This window comes from Microbacterium sp. NPDC091676, from assembly GCF_044756645.1.
Taxonomy (GTDB): Bacteria; Actinomycetota; Actinomycetes; order Actinomycetales; family Microbacteriaceae; genus Microbacterium; species Microbacterium paraoxydans_D.
The window spans coordinates 2311278-2333675 of record NZ_JBIVTI010000001.1 but is presented as its reverse complement, the minus strand read 5'-3'; the positions used below and the strand labels follow the sequence as shown (position 1 = coordinate 2333675).

25 protein-coding genes are annotated in these 22398 nt (G+C 70.6%); 3 read left to right on the top strand and 22 right to left on the bottom strand.

Features of this window, described 5'->3' with window-relative positions; genetic code table 11:
* Nucleotides 1-12: 12 nt before the first annotated feature.
* The 16 genes from ACIQID_RS11390 to ACIQID_RS11315 form a co-directional block, all read right to left on the bottom strand.
* Entirely contained in the window at nucleotides 13-300 is a 288-nt protein-coding gene (locus tag ACIQID_RS11390) for an HU family DNA-binding protein (RefSeq protein WP_017203554.1), read from the bottom strand.
* A 323-nt stretch (nucleotides 301-623) separates the two neighbouring features.
* A complete protein-coding gene (gene rpsN / locus ACIQID_RS11385; protein WP_017829734.1) occupies nucleotides 624-929 on the bottom strand; it encodes a 30S ribosomal protein S14 in 306 nt (101 codons plus the stop codon).
* 3 nt (nucleotides 930-932) lie between these two features.
* Nucleotides 933-1103 (bottom strand): 50S ribosomal protein L33, encoded by a 171-nt coding sequence (gene rpmG, locus ACIQID_RS11380; protein WP_017203558.1) that lies wholly within the window; start codon nucleotides 1101-1103, stop codon nucleotides 933-935.
* Complete coding sequence (rpmB, locus tag ACIQID_RS11375; RefSeq protein ID WP_017203559.1) at nucleotides 1103-1339, bottom strand: 50S ribosomal protein L28; 237 nt, start codon at nucleotides 1337-1339, stop codon at nucleotides 1103-1105. The genes rpmG and rpmB overlap by 1 nt, the downstream gene beginning before the upstream one ends.
* 191 nt (nucleotides 1340-1530) lie before the next feature.
* The gene (locus tag ACIQID_RS11370; RefSeq protein ID WP_400284934.1) at nucleotides 1531-2253 is read right to left on the bottom strand and encodes a DNA-3-methyladenine glycosylase; all 723 of its coding nucleotides are present in this window, start codon (nucleotides 2251-2253) and stop codon (nucleotides 1531-1533) included.
* 1 nt (nucleotide 2254) lies between these two features.
* Nucleotides 2255-4117: an Ig-like domain-containing protein gene (locus ACIQID_RS11365; protein WP_400284932.1), complete on the bottom strand. Its 1863-nt coding sequence runs from the start codon at nucleotides 4115-4117 to the stop codon at nucleotides 2255-2257.
* Nucleotides 4107-4919: a TIGR03943 family putative permease subunit gene (locus tag ACIQID_RS11360; RefSeq protein ID WP_400284930.1), complete on the bottom strand. Its 813-nt coding sequence runs from the start codon at nucleotides 4917-4919 to the stop codon at nucleotides 4107-4109. The genes ACIQID_RS11365 and ACIQID_RS11360 overlap by 11 nt, the downstream gene beginning before the upstream one ends.
* Nucleotides 4912-5952, bottom strand: a complete 1041-nt coding sequence (locus ACIQID_RS11355) for a permease (protein WP_400284927.1) — start codon at nucleotides 5950-5952, stop codon at nucleotides 4912-4914. The genes ACIQID_RS11360 and ACIQID_RS11355 overlap by 8 nt, the downstream gene beginning before the upstream one ends.
* Nucleotides 5949-6365 carry a Fur family transcriptional regulator gene (locus ACIQID_RS11350; protein WP_025102734.1) on the bottom strand — a complete coding sequence of 139 codons (417 nt, stop codon included), beginning with the start codon at nucleotides 6363-6365 and terminating at the stop codon, nucleotides 5949-5951. Before ACIQID_RS11350 ends, ACIQID_RS11355 begins: the two co-directional genes overlap by 4 nt.
* A gap of 119 nt (nucleotides 6366-6484) precedes the next feature.
* Nucleotides 6485-7357: a metal ABC transporter permease gene (locus ACIQID_RS11345; protein WP_400284923.1), complete on the bottom strand. Its 873-nt coding sequence runs from the start codon at nucleotides 7355-7357 to the stop codon at nucleotides 6485-6487.
* Nucleotides 7354-8205: a metal ABC transporter ATP-binding protein gene (locus ACIQID_RS11340; RefSeq protein ID WP_396654647.1), complete on the bottom strand. Its 852-nt coding sequence runs from the start codon at nucleotides 8203-8205 to the stop codon at nucleotides 7354-7356. The genes ACIQID_RS11345 and ACIQID_RS11340 overlap by 4 nt, the downstream gene beginning before the upstream one ends.
* Nucleotides 8202-9206, bottom strand: coding sequence for a metal ABC transporter substrate-binding protein (locus ACIQID_RS11335; protein WP_400284919.1), 1005 nt, complete (start codon nucleotides 9204-9206; stop codon nucleotides 8202-8204). Before ACIQID_RS11335 ends, ACIQID_RS11340 begins: the two co-directional genes overlap by 4 nt.
* 64 nt (nucleotides 9207-9270) lie before the next feature.
* Entirely contained in the window at nucleotides 9271-10962 is a 1692-nt protein-coding gene (locus ACIQID_RS11330; protein WP_136052301.1) for a glycoside hydrolase family 13 protein, read from the bottom strand.
* Nucleotides 10963-10999: 37 nt separating this feature from the next.
* A complete protein-coding gene (locus ACIQID_RS11325) occupies nucleotides 11000-11878 on the bottom strand; it encodes a carbohydrate ABC transporter permease (RefSeq protein ID WP_085605188.1) in 879 nt (292 codons plus the stop codon).
* On the bottom strand, nucleotides 11878-12822 hold the full coding sequence (locus ACIQID_RS11320) for a carbohydrate ABC transporter permease (RefSeq protein ID WP_172400071.1): 945 nt from the start codon (nucleotides 12820-12822) through the stop codon (nucleotides 11878-11880). Before ACIQID_RS11320 ends, ACIQID_RS11325 begins: the two co-directional genes overlap by 1 nt.
* Nucleotides 12819-14147, bottom strand: coding sequence for an ABC transporter substrate-binding protein (locus tag ACIQID_RS11315; RefSeq protein WP_400284915.1), 1329 nt, complete (start codon nucleotides 14145-14147; stop codon nucleotides 12819-12821). The genes ACIQID_RS11320 and ACIQID_RS11315 overlap by 4 nt, the downstream gene beginning before the upstream one ends.
* 93 nt (nucleotides 14148-14240) lie before the next feature.
* Between ACIQID_RS11315 and ACIQID_RS11310 the strand changes: the two genes are divergently transcribed.
* Nucleotides 14241-15455, top strand: a complete 1215-nt coding sequence (locus tag ACIQID_RS11310; RefSeq protein WP_400284913.1) for an ROK family protein — start codon at nucleotides 14241-14243, stop codon at nucleotides 15453-15455.
* 231 nt (nucleotides 15456-15686) lie between these two features.
* On the opposite strand, the gene ACIQID_RS11305 is transcribed toward ACIQID_RS11310, so the two are convergent.
* The 6 genes from ACIQID_RS11305 to ACIQID_RS11280 all read right to left on the bottom strand — a co-directional run bounded on the left by ACIQID_RS11305 (nucleotide 15687) and on the right by ACIQID_RS11280 (nucleotide 21722).
* Nucleotides 15687-16358, bottom strand: coding sequence for an ArsR/SmtB family transcription factor (locus ACIQID_RS11305; protein WP_400284910.1), 672 nt, complete (start codon nucleotides 16356-16358; stop codon nucleotides 15687-15689).
* 17 nt (nucleotides 16359-16375) lie between these two features.
* Entirely contained in the window at nucleotides 16376-16999 is a 624-nt protein-coding gene (locus ACIQID_RS11300) for a flavin reductase family protein (RefSeq protein WP_136052303.1), read from the bottom strand.
* 52 nt (nucleotides 17000-17051) lie between these two features.
* Nucleotides 17052-18416 carry a dihydrolipoamide acetyltransferase family protein gene (locus ACIQID_RS11295; RefSeq protein ID WP_331201449.1) on the bottom strand — a complete coding sequence of 455 codons (1365 nt, stop codon included), beginning with the start codon at nucleotides 18414-18416 and terminating at the stop codon, nucleotides 17052-17054.
* A 28-nt stretch (nucleotides 18417-18444) separates the two neighbouring features.
* Complete coding sequence (locus tag ACIQID_RS11290; protein WP_400285741.1) at nucleotides 18445-19410, bottom strand: alpha-ketoacid dehydrogenase subunit beta; 966 nt, start codon at nucleotides 19408-19410, stop codon at nucleotides 18445-18447.
* Between the two features lie 11 nt (nucleotides 19411-19421).
* A complete protein-coding gene (locus ACIQID_RS11285) occupies nucleotides 19422-20549 on the bottom strand; it encodes a thiamine pyrophosphate-dependent dehydrogenase E1 component subunit alpha (protein ID WP_400284905.1) in 1128 nt (375 codons plus the stop codon).
* 105 nt (nucleotides 20550-20654) lie between these two features.
* Nucleotides 20655-21722, bottom strand: a complete 1068-nt coding sequence (locus tag ACIQID_RS11280) for a histidinol-phosphate transaminase (RefSeq protein ID WP_331201451.1) — start codon at nucleotides 21720-21722, stop codon at nucleotides 20655-20657.
* Nucleotides 21723-21789: 67 nt separating this feature from the next.
* On the opposite strand from ACIQID_RS11280, the gene ACIQID_RS11275 reads away from it, so the two are divergent.
* A complete protein-coding gene (locus ACIQID_RS11275) occupies nucleotides 21790-21996 on the top strand; it encodes a ribbon-helix-helix protein, CopG family (protein WP_312674573.1) in 207 nt (68 codons plus the stop codon).
* 3 nt (nucleotides 21997-21999) lie between these two features.
* A complete protein-coding gene (locus ACIQID_RS11270; RefSeq protein ID WP_312674571.1) occupies nucleotides 22000-22383 on the top strand; it encodes a type II toxin-antitoxin system death-on-curing family toxin in 384 nt (127 codons plus the stop codon).
* Nucleotides 22384-22398: the final 15 nt, after the last annotated feature.

Here is a 22398-nt window from a genome sequence, read left to right as displayed (position 1 = left end):
AAGGGTGCGGTCTTACTTGACGGCAGCCTTGAGCTTGGAACCGGCGGTCACCTTGACGCGCTTGCCGGCCGGGATCTTGATCTCGGCGCCGGTCTGCGGGTTGCGGCCCGTGCGGGCGGCCGTGTCGACCTGCTCGAACGAGATCCAGCCCGGGATGGAGACCTTGCTGCCCTTGGCGACGGCGTCGGAGACCGTGGCGAACAGCGAGTCGAGGACACCGGAGACGGTGGCCTGGCTCTGGCCGGTGGCGGAAGCGATGCTCGCGACGAGCTCGGTCTTGGTGATGGACTTGTCAGCCATGTCATCCTCCAGCGACGAAGGACCGTCGCATCGTGTGTGGGTGCGAGGAGCGGGTGCTCCCCGTTGGTCGTGTGACCGCCTCGAATGTACCAACGGCCACCCGGATTTCCGCGTCATTTCGCGGGTTTCGACCGATTTCCCGGCGTGTCGCGTCACATTGGCCACTCGCGTCACAGGTTTTCGGACGCTCGCTCGCCGGTTCAGGCCCCCGCGCGGGATCAGGCGCTCGCCCGCCTACGTGCCTGATCCCGCGCGATCGCCTGCGTCGCCGGGCATGCAAGAAGGGCGAGGATCCGAGATCCTCGCCCTTCTTCGCTCGATGCTTACCAGCTCGACTTGGTCACGCCGGGCAGCTCGCCACGGTGCGCCATGTCACGGAAGCGGACACGCGAGATGCCGAACTTCGTGAGGACACCACGGGGGCGGCCGTCGATGACGTCGCGCGAACGCACGCGAGCCGGCGACGCGTTGCGCGGCAGCTTCTGCAGGCCGACGCGGGCGGCCTCGCGGGCCTCGTCGGTGGCGTTCGGGTCGACCAGGGTCTTCTTCAGCTCGGCACGACGCTCGGCGTAGCGCTCGACGATGACCTTGCGCTGCTCGTTGCGCGCGATCTTGCTCTTCTTAGCCATGGATCAACGCTCCTCTCGGAATTCGACGTGCTGACGGATGACCGGGTCGTACTTCTTGAGCACGAGGCGGTCGGGGGTGTTGCGGCGGTTCTTCTTGGTCACGTACGTGTAACCCGTACCCGCCGTCGAACGCAGCTTGATGATCGGACGGACGTCCTGAGCCTTCTTGGCCATTAGAGCTTCACACCCTTCGCCTGGAGGTCCTTGACGACGTTCTCGATGCCGCGCACGTCGATCACCTTGATGCCCTTGGCGGACACGTTGAGCGTGATCTTACGACCGAGCGAGGGCACGAAATAGGTCTTCTTCTGCACGTTCGGGTCGAAGCGACGCTTCGTCCGGCGGTGCGAGTGCGAGACGTTGTGACCGAAGCCGGGAACAGCTCCGGTCACCTGGCACACTGCTGCCATGATGATGACTCCTTCATTACCGTGAGACCGGACGGCCTCACCCAAGATCCCTTGTCTGCACGCCGCCCCGCATGCCGATCTCTCGGCGGAAGAAGGGGGAGCACACGAACTGCGCACAGGAGCGTGCGCAGACGAAGAGTCAGTCTAGCACGGCCTCGGCCCGCCGTTCGAATCGCCTGAATGGTCCCATCTCAGCCCGAAAAGCCACCATTCGCGCGACTCGAAGCGTCGGCAGCACCCCGCCCCCACCGGAAGGCGGAGACCGTCGGGTCGCCGGGGATCCAGAAGCGCCAGGGGAACGCGTCCGTCCCGGCGACACCCGCCACCCCCACCCGCGGACCCTGGGCCACGTCGACCACGGGAGGGCCGAGCCACAGCTCCGCCCTGGCGCCGTTCTGCTCGTCGCCCGTGACGGCGTCGATGCCGTCGTGCAGGGAGTGCCGCAGCCCCGCGGCCTGTCCGAGCCGTCCCGGTCCGCGCGCGAGGTCCCGGAGGGCGGTGCGGCCGAGCGGCGGGACCGCACGTCGTCGTCGAGCCGCCGCCTCCACGCCGGACACGATCTCCCCGGCACGCAGCAGCACCCCGTCGCCCTGCCCCTCGGGGCCGCAGGCCACGTTGACGCAGGAGTGGATGCCGTGGCTGAGGTACACGTACAGATGCCCGGGCTCCCCCCACATCGTGGCGTTCCGGGCCGTGCGCCCCATGCGGGCGTGCGACCCGGGGTCGGCCAGGGCGCCCGTGCCCTGCCCGTGATACGCCTCGACCTCGGTGATGCGCACGCGCACCTCGACCGGGAGGCCGTCCTCGACGACGACGGTCCGCAGCTCCGCGCCGAGCAGCGTCGGCGCGACGTCCACGGCGGAGCGCATCACGTCGTCACGGGTGGCGCGGCGCAGGACCTCGGACTCCGTCACGTCAGAACCGCGGTGCCGTCTGGCACCAGGATGCGTCGAACCCGGTCAGCGCCACGAGCTCGTCCCCGGTCTTCATGTCGATCAGGTGCGTCTCGAGCTGCTCCGGGAGGGGCAGGAGCATCCCGTCGTAGGCGTTGTCGGCCATGTCCGGGGCGATCACGACGGCAGCGTACTGGCCGCTCGGCGAGGCGCAGGCCTGGAGGATCGAGTCGGCCGCACTCACTTCGACGAGCGGGGTGGCCGCACCGGAGTCGTCGACCCGGACCACGGCCTGGCCCACCGGGAGACCGCCCTCGTCCCGGGCGACGACGTGTCGCAGGGTCCCTCCGGGGAACGGGGTGATGGAGGTGGCGCTGCCGTAGTCCGGCTCGGAGGGGGCGAGCGGCTCCTCCGAGCCGTCCGCGAGGTCGAGCTCGACGACCGATCCGTCCAGCCGCTCGACGATGGCGGTGTACGTGCCGCGGGAGATGCCCTGGATCGTCGTCGCGAGGCCGAGGGACTGCACGCCGGTGTCGGCGGACTGATCGACGAGCGACAGCGCCCCGTCGAAGTCGATGAACAGGACGGCGGCGCTGTCGGGCACGAACTGCCACACGAAGACGCTCACCTGCTTGTCGCCGACCTCGATGATGCGGGGCTCGTCGTCACCGCTCAGCGACTGGGTGACGAGCACGCTCGCGCGTCCCTCGGTGTCGCTGAGCTCGCGATCGGAGTAGCTGTAGCCCACGAGGTTGCCGCGCTCGGACACCTGGATCCCGCCCACGAAGCCCTCGCCGGGCAGCGGGAGCTCGCGCTGGTCGGAGCCGTCCCTGTCCATCACGAGCAGCCGCGACTGGTCGTCGTCCTCCACCGCGGCCACGAGCTGCGTGGACGTGGCCCGGAAGTCGTCGATGCGCGGGTGGGAGAACACGGGCTGCGCGTTCTCTCCGGTCAGGTCGGTGCGGAAGATGATGTCGTCGCCGTCGGGATCACGCCGCAGGAGGAAGATCGACGACGGCGGCGTCTCGAAGGACGTCGTGAGGTCTGCGGCCGGGCCGCCCCCGGCGCCGGTCACCCCGGAGACGGTCACCGTGTAGGTCGTGTCGTCGTCGAGGGGCACGGTGAAGCGCACGCCCACCCCGCGGCCGGCGGCGTCGACCGTGAACGGCACGGACGGCTCGACGGTGACCTGCTCGGGGTCGATGGCGGAGAGCGGCTGGTTCGCCGTGAGGATGACGCGGCTCCCGGACGATTCGATGGCCTGCGCGGCGTCGACCTGCACGTCGGTGACGCGCGGGCCCTGGAGCAGGCTCACGATCCCGAGCCCGGTGCCGACGAGAACGAGCACCCCGACGACGGCTCCGATCGTGAAAAGGAACCGGCGACGGGACCACGGGGCACTCCGCGGCGCCTCGTCGTCGGCGGGAAGGTCGGTGGTGGGCGTCCAGCCCGGCTCCGACGTGTCTTCGACGACGCCGTCTGCTCGGGAGGCGGACGTCGGGCCCGCGGGGGTGAACACCGGTTCGGGCGCCTGCGGGATCGCGGGGATGCCCGCGGCCGACTCCTCCGCGGCGCGCGCGGCGGCTTCCCGCTCGGCCGCCGCACGCTCTGCGGCTTCGCGCTCGGCGGCTTCGCGCTCGGCGGCTTCGCGCTCGGCTGCGGCTTCCCGGTCGACGGCCGCCTGCTCGGCCGCGACCTCCGCCGCCATGCGTTCCACGGCCGCTCGCTCCTCGGCGACCTGCTCCGCCTCGGCCTGCTCGGCCGCGGCGCGCTCGGCCGCGGTCTGCTCCTCCGCGGCGCGCTCGTCCGCTTCCCGGGCGGCGCGCAGCTCGGCGCGGGTCCGCGGGACGGCGGGCGGCTCCGGCCGCTCGTCGTCAGTACTCATACGGGTCCTTCGGCTCGTCGATCGCCACCACGTCGGTCGGCTCGATGCGCAGGGAGCCGTCGTCGTCCGCCCGGACCGTGCCGGTGATCTCGACCCATTGTCCGGTCTTGTAGGCGTCGGCGTCGACGCTCACCGGCAGCGCCGCGGTCTGGGCGTCGATCACGCAGTGGGTGATCACGAGGCGCGTGAGGTTGACGCCGTCTCCGTCCCCGGGGGTGACGAAGCCCTGCAACGTGACGTCGGCACCGTCATAGGCCGTGGTGTTCGTCGCGGCGGCGAAGACGCTCGCCCAGTCGCCCACACCGAAGGTCGACGTGTCCGCGACCCCGAGGGCGACGGTGTCGGCCCCGGCGAACAGCGCGGTCTCCTCCCCGGCGCGGGACATCGCGAGCTCCACCGAGAGCGAGGCGGGCGGGAGGACGAGCGCGGAGACGACGACCCCGGTCGCGACCACGCCGCCGGCCAGCGCACCGACGCCCGCGAGACGCCGGCGGGACGACGCGGAGGGGTGCGCGGTCTCCGCGGGCGAGGATGCCTCCGGCTCGGCGGAGCGCGAGGCCGCGGGACCGTGGTCGTGCCCGTGGTCCTCCTCGGCACCCAACGGCAGGGCGCACGACCAGATCGCCCCGGCGAGCGTCACGACGGCGGCGGCGCACGCGAACCACACCGATTCCGGGCTGATGTAGAGACTGAGGCGATCGGTCACCGCGAGTCCGAGGGTGACGACGGCGACGACCGAGGCGAGACCGATGCCCAGCCACCGGGTGGCGAGGGCGCGGGAGCGGGCGGAGAGCTCAGGCAAGGACGTTCACCCCGATCCCGATCGCGAAGGCGGATGCCAGCACGACGGCGGTGATGCCGACGAGCGTGCGGGTGGTGAAGGTCGTGCGCATCAGCGCGAGCATCTTGATGTCGACGAGCGGACCGACGAGGAGGAACGCCACCAGCGCCCCCGAGGAGAAGGTGGACGCGAACGAGAGCGCGAAGAAGGCGTCGACGTTGGAGCAGATGGCCACGACGATCGCGAGCAGCATCATCGCGACGATCGAGAGCACGGGGTTGGCGCCGATCGCGAGCAGGACGTCGCGCGGGATGAGCACCTGCACGGCCCCCGCCAGCGCGGAGCCGATCACGAGCGCCGGCATCACGGCACGCAGCTCCACGAGGAACTGCGTGAGGCTGCGACGCACGGGCGTCCCCGGTTCGTGCGTGACGCGCTCGCACGTGTCGACGAAGCGCTGAGTGAGCAGCGACTCCGGCGAGGGGTGGCGACTGTAGATCCATCCGATCAGGTTCGCGATGAGGTAGCCGCCGACGAGACGGGCGACGAGGATGCCGCCGTCCCATCCGAACGCGGCGTGCGTCGTGAGGATCACGATCGGGTTGACGATCGGCGCCGCGATGAGGAACGTCAGTGCCTCCGCGGGGGCGAGTCCGCGCATCATGAGCCCGCGGGCGAACGGGACGTTTCCGCACTCGCAGACCGGGATGAGCATGCCGAGCAGGGAGAGCACGGCACGGCGGGCCCAGGCCCGTCGCGGAAGCCAGCGGTGGATGACGTCCGCCGGGAGCCAGACCTGCACCACGATCGACAGCAGCACCCCGAGAACGACGAACGGCAGCGCCCCGATGAGCACGCTGAGGGCGAGCGTCAGACCGTCCTGCGCCCGGGTCGGCAGCGAGGCGGGGAAGAGGGTGGGGAGGAAGGCGTCGATGAGGAACAGCGCCGCGACGATCACGGCGCCGATGCCGACGGCGATCCACGTCGAGCGCGGCGAGGGCGCTCGACGGTGCGTGTGGCCCGGACGGGTGGCCGTTCGTGCCGGGGCGGTCACGCTGTCGCAGCCCTCTCGGCGTCGCGCTTGTTCGCGCACGGGGTGCAGAGCCCGAAGATGTCGACCACGTGGGCGGCTTCGGTGAACCCGTGCAGAGCGGCCGTGCGATGCGCCCACTGCTCCACGTCCTTCGCCTCGATCTCGACCGTGAGGCCGCAGGATCGGCAGATGAGGTGGTGGTGGTGGCCCTGGGTGGTGCACGCCCGGTAGAGCGCCTCGCCCTCGGGGCTCTGCAGCGAGTCGGCGTCGCCCGCGGCCGCGAGCCCGGCGAGAGCGCGGTAGACCGTGGCCAGGCCGATGCCGGTGTTGTCGTCGCGGAGCGTCGCGTGCAGGCTCTGCGCGCTCACGAAACCGCGCGCGTCGGCGAGCGCTTCGCGCACGCGTTCGCGCTGCCAGGTGTTCCGCTGAGCCATGCCTTCGATTCTAGGCCGGGACGGTTGGCGAGGGCTGGGAGCGGCCCGCCCCCGCTTCGAATCGCCCGATTGGCGGCATCCCCGGCCGAGATGGAGCACAGTGCGCGACTTGAACGGGGTCAGACGCGGGTGACCCGGGAACGGACGCGCTGCACGATCCAGCACACGACGTAGATCGTGAACGACAGGGTCGTGATGTAAGGGCTCACCGGGAGGGTTCCGGCGAGAGCGAGCAGGATCCCACCCACCGCCGAGACGAAACCGAACAGCGCCGCCAGCAACGGCACCGCGACCGGACCCGCCGTGACCCGCATGGCCGCGGCGGCCGGTGTCACCAGCAGCGCCATCACCAGCAGCGCGCCGATGATGTGCACGCTCACCGCGACGATGAGCCCCAGCAGCACCATGAACAGCAGGCTCACGGTGCGGGTGGGCACCCCGCGGGCGGCCGCCGACTCCGGGTCGAGGGAGTCGAAGCGCAGCGGATTCCACATCACGAGCAGGCCGACCAGCACCACGACGCTGATGCCGATGAGCCAGCCGAGGTCGGGACTCGAGACCGACACGATCTGCCCCGTCAGGAGGCTGAACCGGTTGGCGCTGCGGCCGTCGTACAGCGACAGGAACAGGATGCCGAGCCCGAGGCCGAACGGCATGAGCACGCCCACGATCGAGTTGCGGTCCCTGGCTCTGGCGCCGAGGACCCCGATGAGGATCGCCGCGACGAGGGCACCGCCGAGCGAGCCGAGCACGACGCTGCCGCCGAACAGGAGCGCGGCCGCCGCCCCGGCGAACGACAGCTCGCTCACCCCGTGCACAGCGAAGGCGAGGTCGCGCTGCATGACGAAGACCCCGATGAGGCCGCCGACGATGCCGAGCACGGCACCCGCGATGATCGAGTTCGAGAGCAGGGCGACGAGCTCGCCGTAGTCCTGGAAGGAGAAGATGTCGTCCCAGCCGACCAGGGGGACGAGGGCGGACCCGACGGTCATGCGGCTCCCCCGTGCTCGTGGTCGTGGTCGTGGTGCGGCTCCGCATCGGGGACGCCGACGACGACGAGCCGGTCGCCGGCGCGGAGCACGAACACCGGGGTGCCGTAGAGATCCGTCAGCACGCGGGTCTGCAGCACCTCCTCCGGGGTCCCGAGGAGGAACCGGCCCCCGGCGATGTAGAGGATGCGGTCGACGCGGTTCAGGATCGGGTTGACGTCGTGCGTGACGAAGAGCACCGCGGCCCCGCGCTCGCGACGCTGGCGGTCGATGATGTCGGTGACGGCGACCTGGTTGGCGAGGTCGAGGTTCGACAGCGGCTCGTCGCAGAGGAGCAGTGCGGGCTCGTCGGCCAGCGCCTGTCCGACCCGGAGGCGCTGCTGCTCCCCGCCGGAGAGCAGGCCCACCCGACGGTCCGCGTACGAACTCGCCCCGACCGCGGCCAGCAGCGCGTCGACCTTCGCCCGGTCACCGCGGTGCGGGACCGGGAACCCGAAGCGGCTGCCCTGCACGCCGAGGGCGACGAGATCACGGGCCCGCATGCTCGTGTCCGGAGCGAGCGCGCGCTGCTGCGGGATGTACCCGATGCGGGCGTTGCCGCGGTGCACGGGCTCGCCGGCCACGCGGATGCTGCCGCGCGAGAGGGGCTGGAGTCCCAGGATGCTGCGGAGGAGCGTCGTCTTCCCGGATCCCGACGGGCCGAGCACGGCGATGAACTCCCCGGGCTGCACCGTGAGGTCGAGCCCCGACCAGAGCTCACGGTCGCCGCGCTGCAGGGCGCCGTCCGCGATCTCGAGGACCGGACCGGGGACCCCCGCGGGTCCCTGAGCCTGCCGAACGGCTCCGCTCACGACTGGACGGCGGCGGCGAGGCTCTGGATCGCGTCACTCATCCACTCAGAGTACGACGATCCGTCCTCGAGCAGCTCCGTGAAGGCGACCACGGGCACGCCCGCATCCTCTGCGGCCTTCTCCACGCGCTCGGTCTCCGCGCCCCCGGTCTGAGCGTTGGTGAGCACGGCGGTCACATCGCCGGACCCGACGACCCGGAGCGCCTCGAGCAGCACGGCGGGCGCGACGTCGCTGCCCTCCTCCACGGACTCCGCGAAGCCGTCGGGGGTGACGTCCGTGAGTCCGGCGGCGGTGGCCAGGTAGCCGGGCAGCGGCTCGGTCAGGAACACCGTCGCACCGGCGGCATCCGCCTTGATCGCCTCGAGGTCGCCCTCGAAGCCCTCCAGCTCCGCGACGAGCTCGTCCGCGTTCGCGCGGAACGTGTCGGCGCCGTCGGGGTCGATCTCGGTGAGCTCGTCGGCGATCGCCTCGACGACGTGGATCATCGTGTGCGGGTCGAACCAGACGTGCTCGTTGAAGCCCTCGATGTGATCGTGGCCGGCGTGGTCCTCCCCCTCGGCCTCGTGATCGTGCGCCTCGTCCGTCGTCTCGTCGTCGGCGTGATCGTGGTCCTCGCCCTCGTCGTGACCCTCGTTGCCCGGGTAGTCGTGCGAGAACTCCACGGCCGTGACGACGTGGGGGTCCTGCGCATCCTGCAGGAGGCTGTCGATGAACGCGTCGTAGCCGCCGCCGTTCTCCACCACGAGGTCGGCCTTCTGCAGCGTGAGGCGGTCGCGAGCGCTCGCCTCGTAGGAGTGCGGGTCCTGGGTGACCGAGTCGATGATCGAGGTGACGTCGACCCGGTCCCCGCCGACCTGCGCGGCGATGTCGCCGTAGACGTTGGTGCTCGCGACCACCGTCACCGCGCCGTCGTCCTCCGCCGCACCGGAGGTCGACGAGCATCCGGCCAGGGAGAGGGCGGCGACCGAGGCGAGTGTGAGGGCGAGGACGGGCTTCTTCATGAGTCCCACTCTAAACGCTAATGAGAACCATTATCAAACCGACGTCCTCGCCCCGCCGACCCGGTCAGCGCGCGAGAGCTCCCGGAGCGATCCACGCCGTGGCCTCGCCCGGCAGCACGGAGCCATCGAGCGCCACGGTCGACAGCACGGCGTCGTCCGCCGCAGCGCCGAGCTCGAACGGCGCGGTGCCGAAGTTCGTCACGACCTCCCAGCCGTTCGGGCGCCGGAACCGGAGCACGTCCTCGCGCCCCGTGTCGACCCACTCGAGCGTCTCCCCGGTCTGCAGCACCCGCCGCAGCCGCAGCGCCTCGCGGTACAGGTTGAGGGTCGAGCCGGGGTCGGCGTCCTCCACCTCGACCGCATGCTCCGCGAACCAGCCGGGCTGCGGCAGATGCGCGCCGGCCGCGCCGAAGCCGTACGAGCTGCCGGACGCCGTCCACGGCAGCGGCACGCGGCAGCCGTCGCGGCCGAGGCCGTCGAAGTCCGCACCGCGGAAGAACCCGGGGTCCTGCCGCTGGTCCGGCGCGATGTCCGCGACCTCGTGCAGGCCCAGCTCCTCGCCCTGATAGAGGTAGGCGCTGCCCGGCAGGCCGAGCAGCAGCAGGGTCGCGGCGTGCGCCCGGCGCAGGCCGCCCTCGCGGTCGAGACCCTCCTCCGGGCCTCCGGCGCGCACCCACTCCGTGCCCTGCTTGACCGCGCGCCCGCGCAGGGGCGGCAGGCCGTAGCGGGTGGCGTGCCGCGTCACATCGTGGTTCGAGAGCACCCAGGTGGTCGACGAGCCCGCGGCCTGCGCCTGGGCGAGGTTGTCGGCGATGATGCGCTGGAAGTCGGCCGCGTCGAAGTCGGCGACGAGCAGGTCGAAGTTGAACGCCTGTCCGAGCCCCTCCGCGGAGGCATACTTCGCGCGGCGCTCCGGGGTCTCCACCCACGCCTCGGCGACCGCGGTGCGCGGCGGGTCGTACTCGTTGAAGACTGCGCGCCACTGCGCGTAGATCTCGTGCACGTCGTCGCGGTCGATCATCGGGTGCGTGCCCGAGGTGCGGTCCATCGCGTCGAGCTCGGCGCGCGACGGCAGCGGCTCGGTGAGGTCCTTCGTCAGCATGTGGGCCACATCGATGCGGAACCCGTCCACGCCGCGGTCCGACCAGAAGCGGAGCGTCGTCAGGAAGTCCTCGCGCACCTCGGGGTGGTCCCAGTTGAGATCGGGCTGCTCCACGGCGAAGTTGTGCAGGTACCACTGACCGTCCGCGACGCGCTCCCAGGCGCTGCCGCCGAAGACCGAGACCCAGTCGGTGGGCGGCTCCGCGCCGTCGGGACCGGTGCCCTCGCGGAAGATGTAGCGCTCCCTGGCGGCCGAGCCGCGGCCGGCGGCGAGTGCCTCCTGGAACCAGGCGTGCTGGTCGGAGGTGTGGTTGGGGACGATGTCGACGACGACGCGGATGCCCCGCGCGTGCAGCGCCTCGACCATGGCGTCGAAGTCGTCGAGGGTGCCGAGACGGGGGTCGACGTTCCGGTAGTCCGCCACGTCGTACCCGCCGTCGGCGAGCTCCGACGGGTAGAACGGGCTCAGCCACACCGCGTCGATGCCGAGCTCGGCGAGGTAGTCGGCGCGCGACACGATGCCGGGGATGTCACCCAGGCCGTCGCCGTCGGCGTCCGCGAAGCTCCGCGGATAGATCTGGTACACGGCGGCCTGACGCCACCAGGTCGCGGTCTTGTCGTCTTCGCGGGTCGCGGTGAGCAGCGAATCGGTCATGAGGAAGAGGCTCTCCTTGTTTCTTGCGGGGGTCGGGTCAGCCCTTGACGGCACCCTGCGTGACGCCCTCCATCACCCAGCGCTGAGTGAAGAGATAGGCGACGATCGCGGGAGCCATGGCCATCAGGTACGAGGCGAAGGCGACGTTGTAGTTGTTGCTGAACTGGTTCTGGAAGAGGTTCTGCCGCACCGGGAGCGTCTGCAGCGCCGGATCGGAGATGATGAGCGACGGCATCATGAAGTCGTTCCAGGCGTAGAGGAAGGCGAAGATGCCCACCGTGGCGCTCATCGGCGCGAGCAGCGGGAAGATGAGCCGCCAGAACGTCTGCCAGGTCGTGGCGCCGTCGATCCGCGCGCTCTCCTCCAGCTCGATGGGGATCGAGCGCAGGAAGGCCGTGAACAGCAGCACGCTGAAGCTGAGCTGGAACATCGTGGCGAGGATGATCACGCCGAACGGGTTGTCGAGGCCGACGCGTCCGGTGAGCTGGATCTGCGGAAGCGCCACGACGGGGAACGGGATGAACATCGCCGCCAGCAGGTAGAAGAACGAGTACCGGAACAGCCGGCGGTCCCAGTTGCGCACGATCGCGTACGACGCGAAGGCCGCGAGGACGATGGTCGCGATGACCGTCCCCGCCGTGACGAGCAGCGAGATCGCGGCCCCCACGGGGAACTTCGTCAACGTCCACGCCTGCACGAACCCGTCGATGCTGAATGGGGCCGGCAGCGAGAACGCGTTGCCGTCGACCGCCTGCCCGGTGGTCTTGAACGCCATCGAGATCGTCACGTACAGCGGGATGAGGATGGTCGCTGTGCACAGGATCAGGATGATGGTTCCCGACCAGTTGACGCGCTCCATCTTCTGCCGCTTCCGGCGTCCGTCCGCGGGGATGGTGGTGAGGGTCTCCGTCGACATCAGAACGTGTTCCTTCCGCGGGTCAGCGAGAGCTGGAGGACGGAGATGAGCACGGCCACGATGAAGAAGATCGTGGCGTTGGCCATCTGGTAGGCGTAGTCGCCGCCGTTGAAGCCCGCGATGATCGTCATCGCGACGCTGCGGGTGGCGGTGCCGGGGCCGCCGTTGGTGAGGCCGACGATGATGTCGTAGGCGTTGAGGAAGCCCTTGAAGCCGAGGATCACGTTGATGACGACGTATCCGGCGACGAGGGGGATGGTGATGCGGGTGAGCTGCTGCGTGCGGCTGGCGCCGTCGATGCTCGCCGCCTCGTACACCTCGCCCGGCACCGACAGGAGTCCGGCGATGTAGATGAGGAGCGTGCCGGGGACCGCCTGCCAGGCGGTGACGATGACGATCGCGACCCAGGCGAGATCGGGGTTGGCGAGCAGGCTCGTCTCCAGCCACGGGATGCCGGTGGCCGCGCCCGCTGCGGGGATCGAGTTCGAGAACAGGAAGTTGAAGACGTAGGCGATGATGATGCCCGAGATCACCATCGGGATCACGAAGATCGTGCGCAGGCCCGTCTTGAACCGGATGCGGGAGGTGAGGCCGACCGCCAGCAGGAACGCGATGACGTTGACGACGATCACGGTCGCGATCGAGAACCCGAACGTGAAGAGGTAGCTCTGCAGGATCGCCGGATCGCTGAACAGCGCGATGTAGTTCGTGAGCCCGTTGAAGCTCCATTCGCCGATGCCGATGGAGTCGGTGAAGCTGAAGAAGATGCCGATCACGCCGGGGACGGTGATCGCGAGCGTGAAGATCACCAGGGTCGGCAGGAGGAACAGGTAGTAGATCGGCTCGACACGGCGCGTGTGGCGGCGGATCTTCCGCGGCCCGCCGGTGAGGATCGCGGTGGTGCTCGTCCCGGCGTCGGCGCCGGTGGTCGTGGTGGTGCTCATGGCGCGGACTCCTCTGTCTCGCCCGATGCGGAATCCTCGGAGCTCGGGATGGGGGCGCGGAAGGCGATGCGGGCCCAGTCGGCGTCCATGGTGCGGAGGATGGACGACGGGGCGGCGCCGAGGACCATGGCCTGCGCGTAGTTGAAGATCGGGAGGGTCTTCGGGACGAGCACCGAGGGGCCCTGGTAGATCCGTCCCTCGTCGTAGTACTCGATCATGCCCTCGATGCGCGGGTCGTCCGGCGGCGCCGCGTCGGTCGTCGGGGTGAACCCGAGCTGCGACGCGTTGTACTCCTCGATGTGCTCGGGGAGGTAGAGGTACTCCAGGAAGTCGCGCGCCGCCTCCTGGTGCTTCGACTCCTCCGGGATCATGACCGCGAGGTCCATGTTCACGCGGACCGCGAGGTCGGCGGGGTCGTCGGTCATGGGCAGCGGGAAGGTCCCGAGGTCGAGGTCGGGGTCGGTCTTGGCGATCTCGCTGAACGCCCACGGCCCCTGCAGGTACATCGCGGCCTCGCCCTTCGCGAAGGCGAGGTTCCCGTCTCCGTACGCCCGGCTCGCGGCGTCCTCGTTCGTGTACTCCTCCGCGAGCACCATCATCCGGTCCATCGGCTCCGCGAAGTCCTTCTCGAACGAGACCTCGGAGTCCTGACCGACGTCGGTGCCTTCGGCGGCGAGCGCGTCGAAGAACGCCAGCACGTCGAGCGAGCCGCCGACGGCGTAGTCGTACCACCCCTGCCCGACGGTCCAGTCGTCCTTGAAGGTGGCGTAGAACGGGTCGATCCCGGCCTCACGGAGGCTGTCGCTGACGGCGAGGAGCTCGTCCCACGTCTGCGGCACCTCCAGGCCCTGCTCGGCGAAGATCTGCTTGTTGTAGATGACGGAGGCGGCCATGACCGAGTACGGCAGCGCGCTGGTGCGCCCTGCGCAGGAGCCGTACTGGTCCATGAGCGGCTGCAGGTCGTCGCGGATGCCGGCGGCGGCTTCCGTGTCGGAGAGATCGGTGAGCGCGCAGCGCTGCACGAAGCGGGCGACCTCGTAGTTGTAGTTGGCGAGCATGATGTCCGGCGGATTGCCGCGGACGAAGCTCGCCGACACGACGTCGACGCCGGACGTGTCGATCTCCACTCGCACGTCGTCCTGCGACGCGTTGTACTCCGCGACGAGCTCCGTCATGAACGGGATCGCCTCGCGCTTGCTGAACGTGAAGCGGATGGTCTCCGCTCCCCCGCCCGCGGCGCAGCTGGTGAGCGCGGCGCCGGTCAGCACGAGGCCGAGCGCTCCGGCGGTCCAGCGCACCACTCGTGGTCGTGTTGCAGACACCATCGTCCTTTCGTAGATCCGCGGAGTAAATCTAGTGAGCGAATTTAGTCCGTCTAGAGGTACTGTCTCATCTGGGCGACAGAAAGGTCAAGGGGAGTGACAGAGGTCTCGACGGGACTCGGCACCGGCCGCGCGAGCGTGAGCGCGGTGCTCGACTTCGCCTGGACGGCGGGCGAGTTCACCGCGACCGAGGCCATGGCCGGCACCTCGTTGACGCGCTCCACCACGATCGACGCGATCGACACGCTCGTCACCGCGGAGGTGCTGCGCGAGCTGCCGAACGCCCGCGCCATCGGCGACTACCGCTCGGGACGACCCGCGCGCCGCTTCGCCCTCGCGGCGGACCTCGGCGTGGTGATGGGGATCGACGCCGGCGACACGCACCTCGCGGTGACCGTCGCGGATCTGCTCGATCGCACGCTCGTGCATCATCGCGTGGAGGTCGACCCCGCGCAGAGCGCCGACGACCGTCGGGCGACGATCCTGCAGCACCTCGCCGCCGCGCGCGACGAGGCCGGGGTGCCCGCGGAGCGCGTGCTCGCGGTGTGCGCCGGCGTCGCCGCCCCCGTGAACCGCGACGGCATCTCGCCCCCGCACCCCGACGGCTTCTGGGAGCGCACGAACCCCGGCCTCGCGGAGGCTCTGCGCGACTGGGCCCCGGTGGTCGAGGTCAAGAACGACGCCCAGCTCGCCGCGATCGCCGAGGGGACGCTCGGAGTCGCCGTCGACTGCCGCGACTACGTGGCCCTGCTCGCCAGCGAGCGCTTCGGCGGCGGCGTGGTCGTCGACGGGCACGTGCTGCACGGCGCCCACGGCGGCGTCGGCGAGGGCGTGGTGTTCGACCACATCATCGGCGTCGGCTCGGCGGTGGGGCTTCGGTATGCGCTGGAGGAGCAGGCCCGGGGCGCGGTGGCGGACGGCGAGGCCCCCGCAGATGGAGCCCTCGGCCGGCTCGTGGCGGGCGGGCCGGTCGACCCCCGACTGGTGCTGACGCTCGCCGCCTCCGGAGACCCCGACGCCCTCCCCGTCGCCGAGCGCGTGGGCGCGACCCTCGCCCGCGTCGTCGGCGTGCTCGGCAGCATGTACGACCCCGCGCGCGTGATCATCTGCGGCGCCGTGGCGGAGAGCATCGAACCCGTGCTGGCCGCCGCCCGCCGGATCCTCCCGGACGAGCTCCACCTGCCCGCACCCGAGATCCTCGCCTCGACCCTCGGCGCGGAGGTCGTGTCGGCCGGGGCGATCGCGACCGCCCGCAGGGCCGCCCGGGAGCGTGCTGTCCCGCGCCTCGCGGAACAGCGTCTCACCGCCTGACCCTCCTCTCCCTTTCCCTCCCCCTCTCGCGAGAACAGGCAAGCGGGCGCGTTCAGGCCCCTCCACCCCTGACAGCCTGTTCTCGCGCGAACGCCTGTGTCGGCAGCCTGTCGTGAGAACAGGCCCCCGCGCGGATTCAGGCGAACGCGGGAGTTCAGGCTCTCCCACCCCTGGCAGCCTGTTCCCGCGCGAACGCCTGTGTCACGCGTCGCACGGACGGAGTGCTCGCGGTCAGGACAGTGTCGGCGGAATACCGAAGAGGCTGTGGAAGGCGGCCGAGCCGGCGGGAGAGATCGTCACGGCGCGCGAGGTCTGCTGAGCATGGATCCAGCCCCGGTCGCGTGCGGCGCGGAGGAGGACGGCACCGAGGTGACCCGAGAGATGCGAGCGCCGTTCGGTCCAGTCGAGGCAGCTCCGCACAAGAGGACGACGAGACGACGGCACCAACGCGTCCGGCCCCGCGATGCTCTCGAACAGGTCGCGCCCCGTCGCGGTCACCGCGAGGTCCGGCGTGAGGTGCCCCCGCTCGACGAGCGCGTCGAAGAGGGCGACCCCCAGGCGACCGGCGAGGTGGTCGTAGCAGGTGCGGGCCAGGGCCATGCCGTCTCGCGCCGTCGCTGAACGAAGGCTCGAGACGGCAGCCGCCTTCCCGGCGTATGCCGTCGCGGCCTCGATGATGTGCGCGGCGTCAGAAGACGCGAGGGTGACGTAGGAGTGACGCCCCTGTCGGCGGAGTGCGACGAGCCGGACGTCGAGGAGCGTCGTCAGGTGCTCCGACGCCGTCGACCTCGACACCCCGGCGGCACGCGCGAGCTCGCCGGACGTCCATGCCCGGCCGTCGAGGAGCGCCAGACACATCTGCACCCGCGTCGGGCTGCTGAGCGCGTGTCCCAGCTGGGACACGGACGAGGGATCGACGATCACGCCACGACGGGGTCGTCGAGGAGCGGCGCGCGGAAGTTGGAGCCGACCCGAGGCCCCTGGGCGAAGTAGTGGCGGAAGGCGTAGGAGAGAGGGTCCCACTTGTCCGTGTCGATGCGGTCCGGTCCGTGCGCCTTCAGGATGTCCTCGTGCACGTGGACCTGCAGGACCTCCGCTTCGACCGCCAGTGCGTCGCCGCCGTCGATCGGGATGATCTGCGCCACGCGCGCTTCGATCTGCACCGGACATTCTGCGATCCGGAACGGGATGACCACGTCCGACGGCATGGGGGTGAAGCCCCCGAGACTCCATTTGTCCGGTTCATGCCGGTAAGCGGGAACCTTCTCGGCGGGAACCGGCGAGCGGCCGGTGGTCGGCGCGATCGCCTCCACGGCGTGCACGAGGTCGGCGGAGGGGAGGTTGATGACGAGGTCCCTGACCCGTTCGATATTCGCGGCCGCCTGCCCTTCGGCACCTAGCCCGAGCATGTACCGCGTCCCCAGCGCCCATGCGGACGAGATCGGGCTGATGTTCGAAGACCCGTCCGGGTTGACCGTGGTGATCAGCGCGACGGGAGTCCCGAAGTACAACACCGGCAGGTCGACGCTCCGCGTGGTTCTCATCCGTCCATTCTCGCCACCCGATCGTTCGGGCCGCGCCGAAGTGTGGACTCCCTCAGTCCACCAGGAGCGCGGGCTCCTCGAGGATGGAGGCGACGTCGGCGATGAAGCGGCTCATGCCGTCGCCGTCGATCACGCGGTGGTCGAACGAGCCGGCGACCGTGGTCACCCAGCGCGGACGCACCTCGCCGTCGACGACCCAGGGCTTCTGGCTGATCGTGCCCATGGCGACGATGCCGGCCTCGCCCGGGTTGATGATCGGAGTGCCCGCGTCCATCCCGAACACGCCGATGTTCGTGATGGTGATCGTGCCGTTCTGCTGGTCGGCCGGCGGGGTCTTGCCCTCGCGCGCCGTGAGCGTGAGCCGGTTCAGGGCGCGGGCGAGGTCCTTCATGCTGAGGTCCTGTGCGTCCTTGATGTTCGGCACGAGCAGACCGCGGGGCGTGGCGGCGGCGATGCCGAGGTTCACGTAGTGGCGCACGGCGATCTCGGCCCCGGCCTCCGTGTCGATCCAGGCCGCGTTGACCATCGGCGTCCGGCGGACCGCCCAGATCACCGCGCGGGCCATGATGAGCAGTGGCGAGACCTTGATGTCGGCGTAGTCGGGCGAGGCCTTGAGGCGCTTGACGAGCTCCATCGTGCGGGTGGCGTCGATCTCCTTCCACACCGTCACGTGCGGGGCGGAGTACGCGCTCTGCACCATCGCCGACGACGTCGCCTTGCGCACGCCCTTCACGGGGATGGACTCGGTGCGGTCGTCGCCCGCCGCCGACGGGCGCACGGGCGCGAGGCCACGCGCCAGGCCGGACGGGGCCTGCGGCGCCGGCACCGTCTCCTCCCGCACGCTCCCCCACTCCGGGGTCTCGATGTTGCGGAAGACGCTGGCCTGGGACGCGTGCTTCATCACGTCGTCGCGGGTGACCTCGCCGTCGGCGCCCGTGGGCGTCACGCTCGTGAGGTCGACGCCGAGGTCACGGGCGAGCTTGCGGATCGGCGGCTTCGCGATCACGCCGACCGACGACCGCACCGGGCGCTCGGCCGGGCGCTTGCGTCGCGAGGTCGCGCCGCTTCCGGAGCCGTAGCCGACGAGCACCGACCCGCCGCCCTCCTCGGGCGCGGGTGCCTCGGCCGTCGCGACGGTGCCGGGCGCGACCGCACCGGTCCCCGAGCCGGCCGCGGGGTCGGTCACGAAGGTGATGATCGGGGTGCCGACCTCGACCGTCGCGCCCTCGTCGACGAGCAGCTCGCCGACCACGCCCGCGTGCGGGGAGGGCAGCTCGACGAGGGACTTCGCGGTCTCGATCTCGCAGATGACGTCGTTGATGGCGACCCGGTCGCCCGGGGCCACCTTCCACGCGACGATCTCGGCCTCGGTCAGCCCTTCGCCGACGTCCGGGAGGGGGAAGTTCTGCGTGCTCATGACGGGTCCTTTCGGCGGATGCCGGGTGTCAGTAGGCCAGGGAGCGGTCGACGGCCTCGAGGATGCGGTCGGCATCCGGCAGGTAGGCGCCTTCGAGCTTCGCGGGCGGGAACGGGGTGTCGTACCCGGAGACGCGCAGCACTGGGGCTTCGAGGGCGTAGAACGCGCGCTCCATGACGGTCGCGGCGATCTCGCTGCCGAGGCTCGTGAATCCCGGAGCCTCCTGCGCGTAGACCATGCGTCCGGTCTTGCGCACCGACCCGAGGATCGGCTCGTAGTCCACCGGCGACAGCGAGCGCACGTCGACGACCTCGCAGCTCGTGCCCTCGGCCTCGGCGAGCGCGGCGGCCTGCAGCAGCGTCGTGACCATGGCGCCGTGTCCGACGAGTGTCACGTCGGTCCCGGTCCGCACCACCCGCGAGGTGTGCAGCGGGACGGCGGGGGCGTCGAGCTCGACCTCGCCCTTCGGCCAGTACCGGCTCTTCGGCTCCAGGAAGATCACCGGGTCGTCCGACGCGATGGCCTCCTGGATCATCCAGTAGGCGTCGTTCGCGGTGGACGGCGACACCACGCGCAGACCGGGGGTGTGCGTGAAGTACGCCTCCGGGCTCTCCTGGTGGTGCTCGACCGCGCCGATGTGCCCGCCGTACGGGATGCGGATCACGACGGGCAGCCGCAGCGACCCCTCGTGCCGGTTGGTGAGCTTGGCGAGCTGGGTGGTGATCTGGTCGAACGCGGGGAAGACGAAGCCGTCGAACTGGATCTCGACGACGGGACGGAACCCGGCCATCGCGAGGCCGATCGCGGTTCCCACGAGGGCCGACTCCGCGAGCGGGGTGTCCAGCACGCGCTGCTCCCCGAAGTCGCGCTGCAGGTGCTCGGTGATGCGGAAGACGCCGCCGAGCTTGCCGATGTCCTCGCCCATGAGGAGGACCTTCGGGTCGTCCTCCATCGCCTTGCGCATTCCGGCGTTCAGCGCCTTGCCCAGCGGCATGGTCTCCCGGGTCACTGGCCCTCTCCTTCGAACGACGCCTCGTAGCGGGCGCGCCAGGCTTTCTGCTCCTCGATCAGCGGATGCGGCTCGCTGTACACGTGGTCGAACATGAGGTCGGCGCGGGGCGGGCCGAGCTGCACGGTGCGGGCGCGGAGGTCTTCCGCGGCGTCGGCGGCCTCGGCGTCGACGTCGGCGAAGAAGCTCTCCTCGGCGCCGCGGTTCTCCAGGAACGCGCGCATGCGGACGATCGGGTCGCGCCCGGCCCACGCGAGCTCCTCGTCGTCGCCACGGTACTTCGTGGGGTCGTCGCTGGTCGTGTGCGCGCCGAGACGGTAGGTCACGGCCTCGATGGCGCGGGGACCGCCGCCGGCGCGCGCCTCGTCGAGGGCCACCCGGGACACCGCGTAGCTGGCGAGGACGTCGTTGCCGTCCACGCGGACGCTGGGGATGCCGTACCCGGCGCTGCGCTGCACGAGCGGCACCCGGGACTGCGTGCTGACGGGGACCGAGATCGCCCAGTGGTTGTTCTGCAGGAAGAACAGCGTCGGGGCCTGGTAGCTCGCCGCGAACACCATGGCCTCGTGCACGTCGCCCTGGCTGGAGGCACCGTCGCCGTAGTACACGACGACCGCCTCGTCGCGCGCGGGGTCGCCGGTGCCGGTGCGGCCGTCGAAGGTGAGGCCCATGGCGTAGCCGGCGGCGTGCAGCACCTGGGAGCCGAGCACGAGCGTGTACAGGCGGGTGTTGCCGTTCTTCGGATCGGTCGGGTCCCAGCCGCCGTGGGAGACACCGCGCATGAGCTTGATGATGTCGACCGGGTCCACGCCGCGGATCCGCGTGACGGCGTGCTCGCGGTACGAGGGGAAGATCGTGTCCTGCGCGCGGGCGGCCCGGCCCGAGCCGACCTGCGCCGCCTCCTGTCCGCGGCTCGGCGGCCACAGGGCGAGCTGGCCCTGCCGCTGCAGGTTGGTGGCCTGGGTGTCGATCGCGCGGATGCCCACCATGTCGCGGTAGAACTGCGCGAGCTCGTCGTCGGGGATGGCCTCGATGAGCGGCAGGTACTGCTCCGCGGCCGGCGTCGGGGCGACCTTTCCGGTCTCGTCCAGAACGCGCACGAGGGGGGTCTCAGAGGTGCTCACGACCCCCACGGTACCGGCGTCGGCATGCCGGGTCACGCATACCTAGGACGCCCTCGTATTTCCGCGGAACCCCGAGATTCCGCGGTTCGCAGGGCGGTGTCGCGCTCAGCGGAGCGTCGAGGCGACCTCGAGCACGCGGGCGACGGCCGCCTCCTCGCCGACGGAGATCCGGATGCCGTCGCCGGAGAACGGGCGCACGATCAGGTCGGCGTCGACGAACGCCGCCGCGACCTCGTCGGTGCGCGCTCCGGTCGGCAGCCAGACGAAGTTGCCCTGGGCGTCCGGCACCTCCCAGCCCTGCGCGCGGAGCCCCTCGACGAGACGGGCGCGGCGTTCGACGATCACGGCGACGCGCTCCAGGAGCTCGGCTTCGGCGTCGAGGCTCGCGATGGCGGCGTTCTCGGCCGCGGACGTGACCGACAGCGGGATACCGGTCGTCCGTGCCGCGTCGAGCACCTTCTCGTGGCCGATCGCGTAGCCGACCCGGAGCCCGGCGAGACCGTAGGCCTTGGAGAACGTGCGGAGGACGACCACGTTCGGGTGCGCCTCGAAGACGCGCTCGGCCAGGCCGTCGACGGCATCGGGGGCGGTGACGAACTCCGCGTAGGCCTCGTCGAGGATGATGAGCACGTCGGACGGCACGCGGTCCACGAACGCCGCGAACTCGGCAGAGGTGACGATGGGTCCGGTCGGGTTGTTCGGCGTGCAGACGATGATCGCCCGCGTGCGGTCGGTCACGGCCTCGGCCATCGCGTCGAGGTCATGACGGGAGTCGGCCGTCAGCGGCACCTGCACCCCTGTCGCCCCGGCGACGAGCGGCAGACTCGGGTACGCCTCGAACGACCGCCAGGCGTAGACGACCTCGTCGCCGACGGAGGCCGTGGCGAGCACGAGCTGGTGCAGGATCGCGACGCTACCGGAGGCGACATGGACCTGCTCGGGCTCGACCCCGTAGCGGGCGCCGAGCCGCGCGCGGAGACGGCCGGCCGTGGCGTCGGGATACCGGTTGATCGGCGTCGTGTGCTGCAGTGCGTCGAGGACCGAGGGCAGCGGATCGAACGGGTTCTCGTTGCTGGAGAGCTTGAAGGCCTCGGGACCGGCCTGCTTGCCCTGGCGGTACGGCGCGAGGGAGGCGATGGCGGGACGGATGCGGGGCAGGGTCGGCTCGGTCACGCGTCGAGTCTAGGACGTGTGGCCCGCCACCCTTTCGAGGCCGAGGGTGCACTGATACCATTCTGGTATGGCTATGACGGTGCGACTCCCTGCGGAACTCGATGCGCGGCTCGAAGACATCGCGCGCGCCCGGCACGTCTCCAAGCACGCCGTGATCATCGAGGCGGCCACCCGGTTCGCGGACAGCGAGTCCAAGACCGACCGAGTTCTGGCGCTCGCGGACGAGGTGACCGAACGCTACGGCGACGCCATCACGCGCCTCGAAGACGCCTGATCGATGGCCACCGAGTACATCGAGCCCGAGCAGGCCCTCGCGCTGATCGCGAAGCTCGGCCTGCATGTGCGCGACGAGGGACTGCTCTTCTCCGCTCTGGCGCGCCCTGCCGCCGGGATGTTCGGCGTCGATGCGTATCCGACGTTCGCGGAGAAGGCGGCCGCCCTGATGAGCTCCGTCGCCCAGAATCACGCACTGTTCGACGGGAACAAGCGCACGGCGCTCTATCTCACCTTCATCTTCATCCGGCTGAACGGCTACGACGTCACCTTCACGAACGACGAAGCCTTCGAGTTCGTGATCGATGTCGCGCAGAGCCGGATGGATCTCGGCGAGATCACCCAGGCCCTCGCGGCCCACATCCGCCCCGTGGACGACCGCGGCTGACACCGCGAGCCCCGC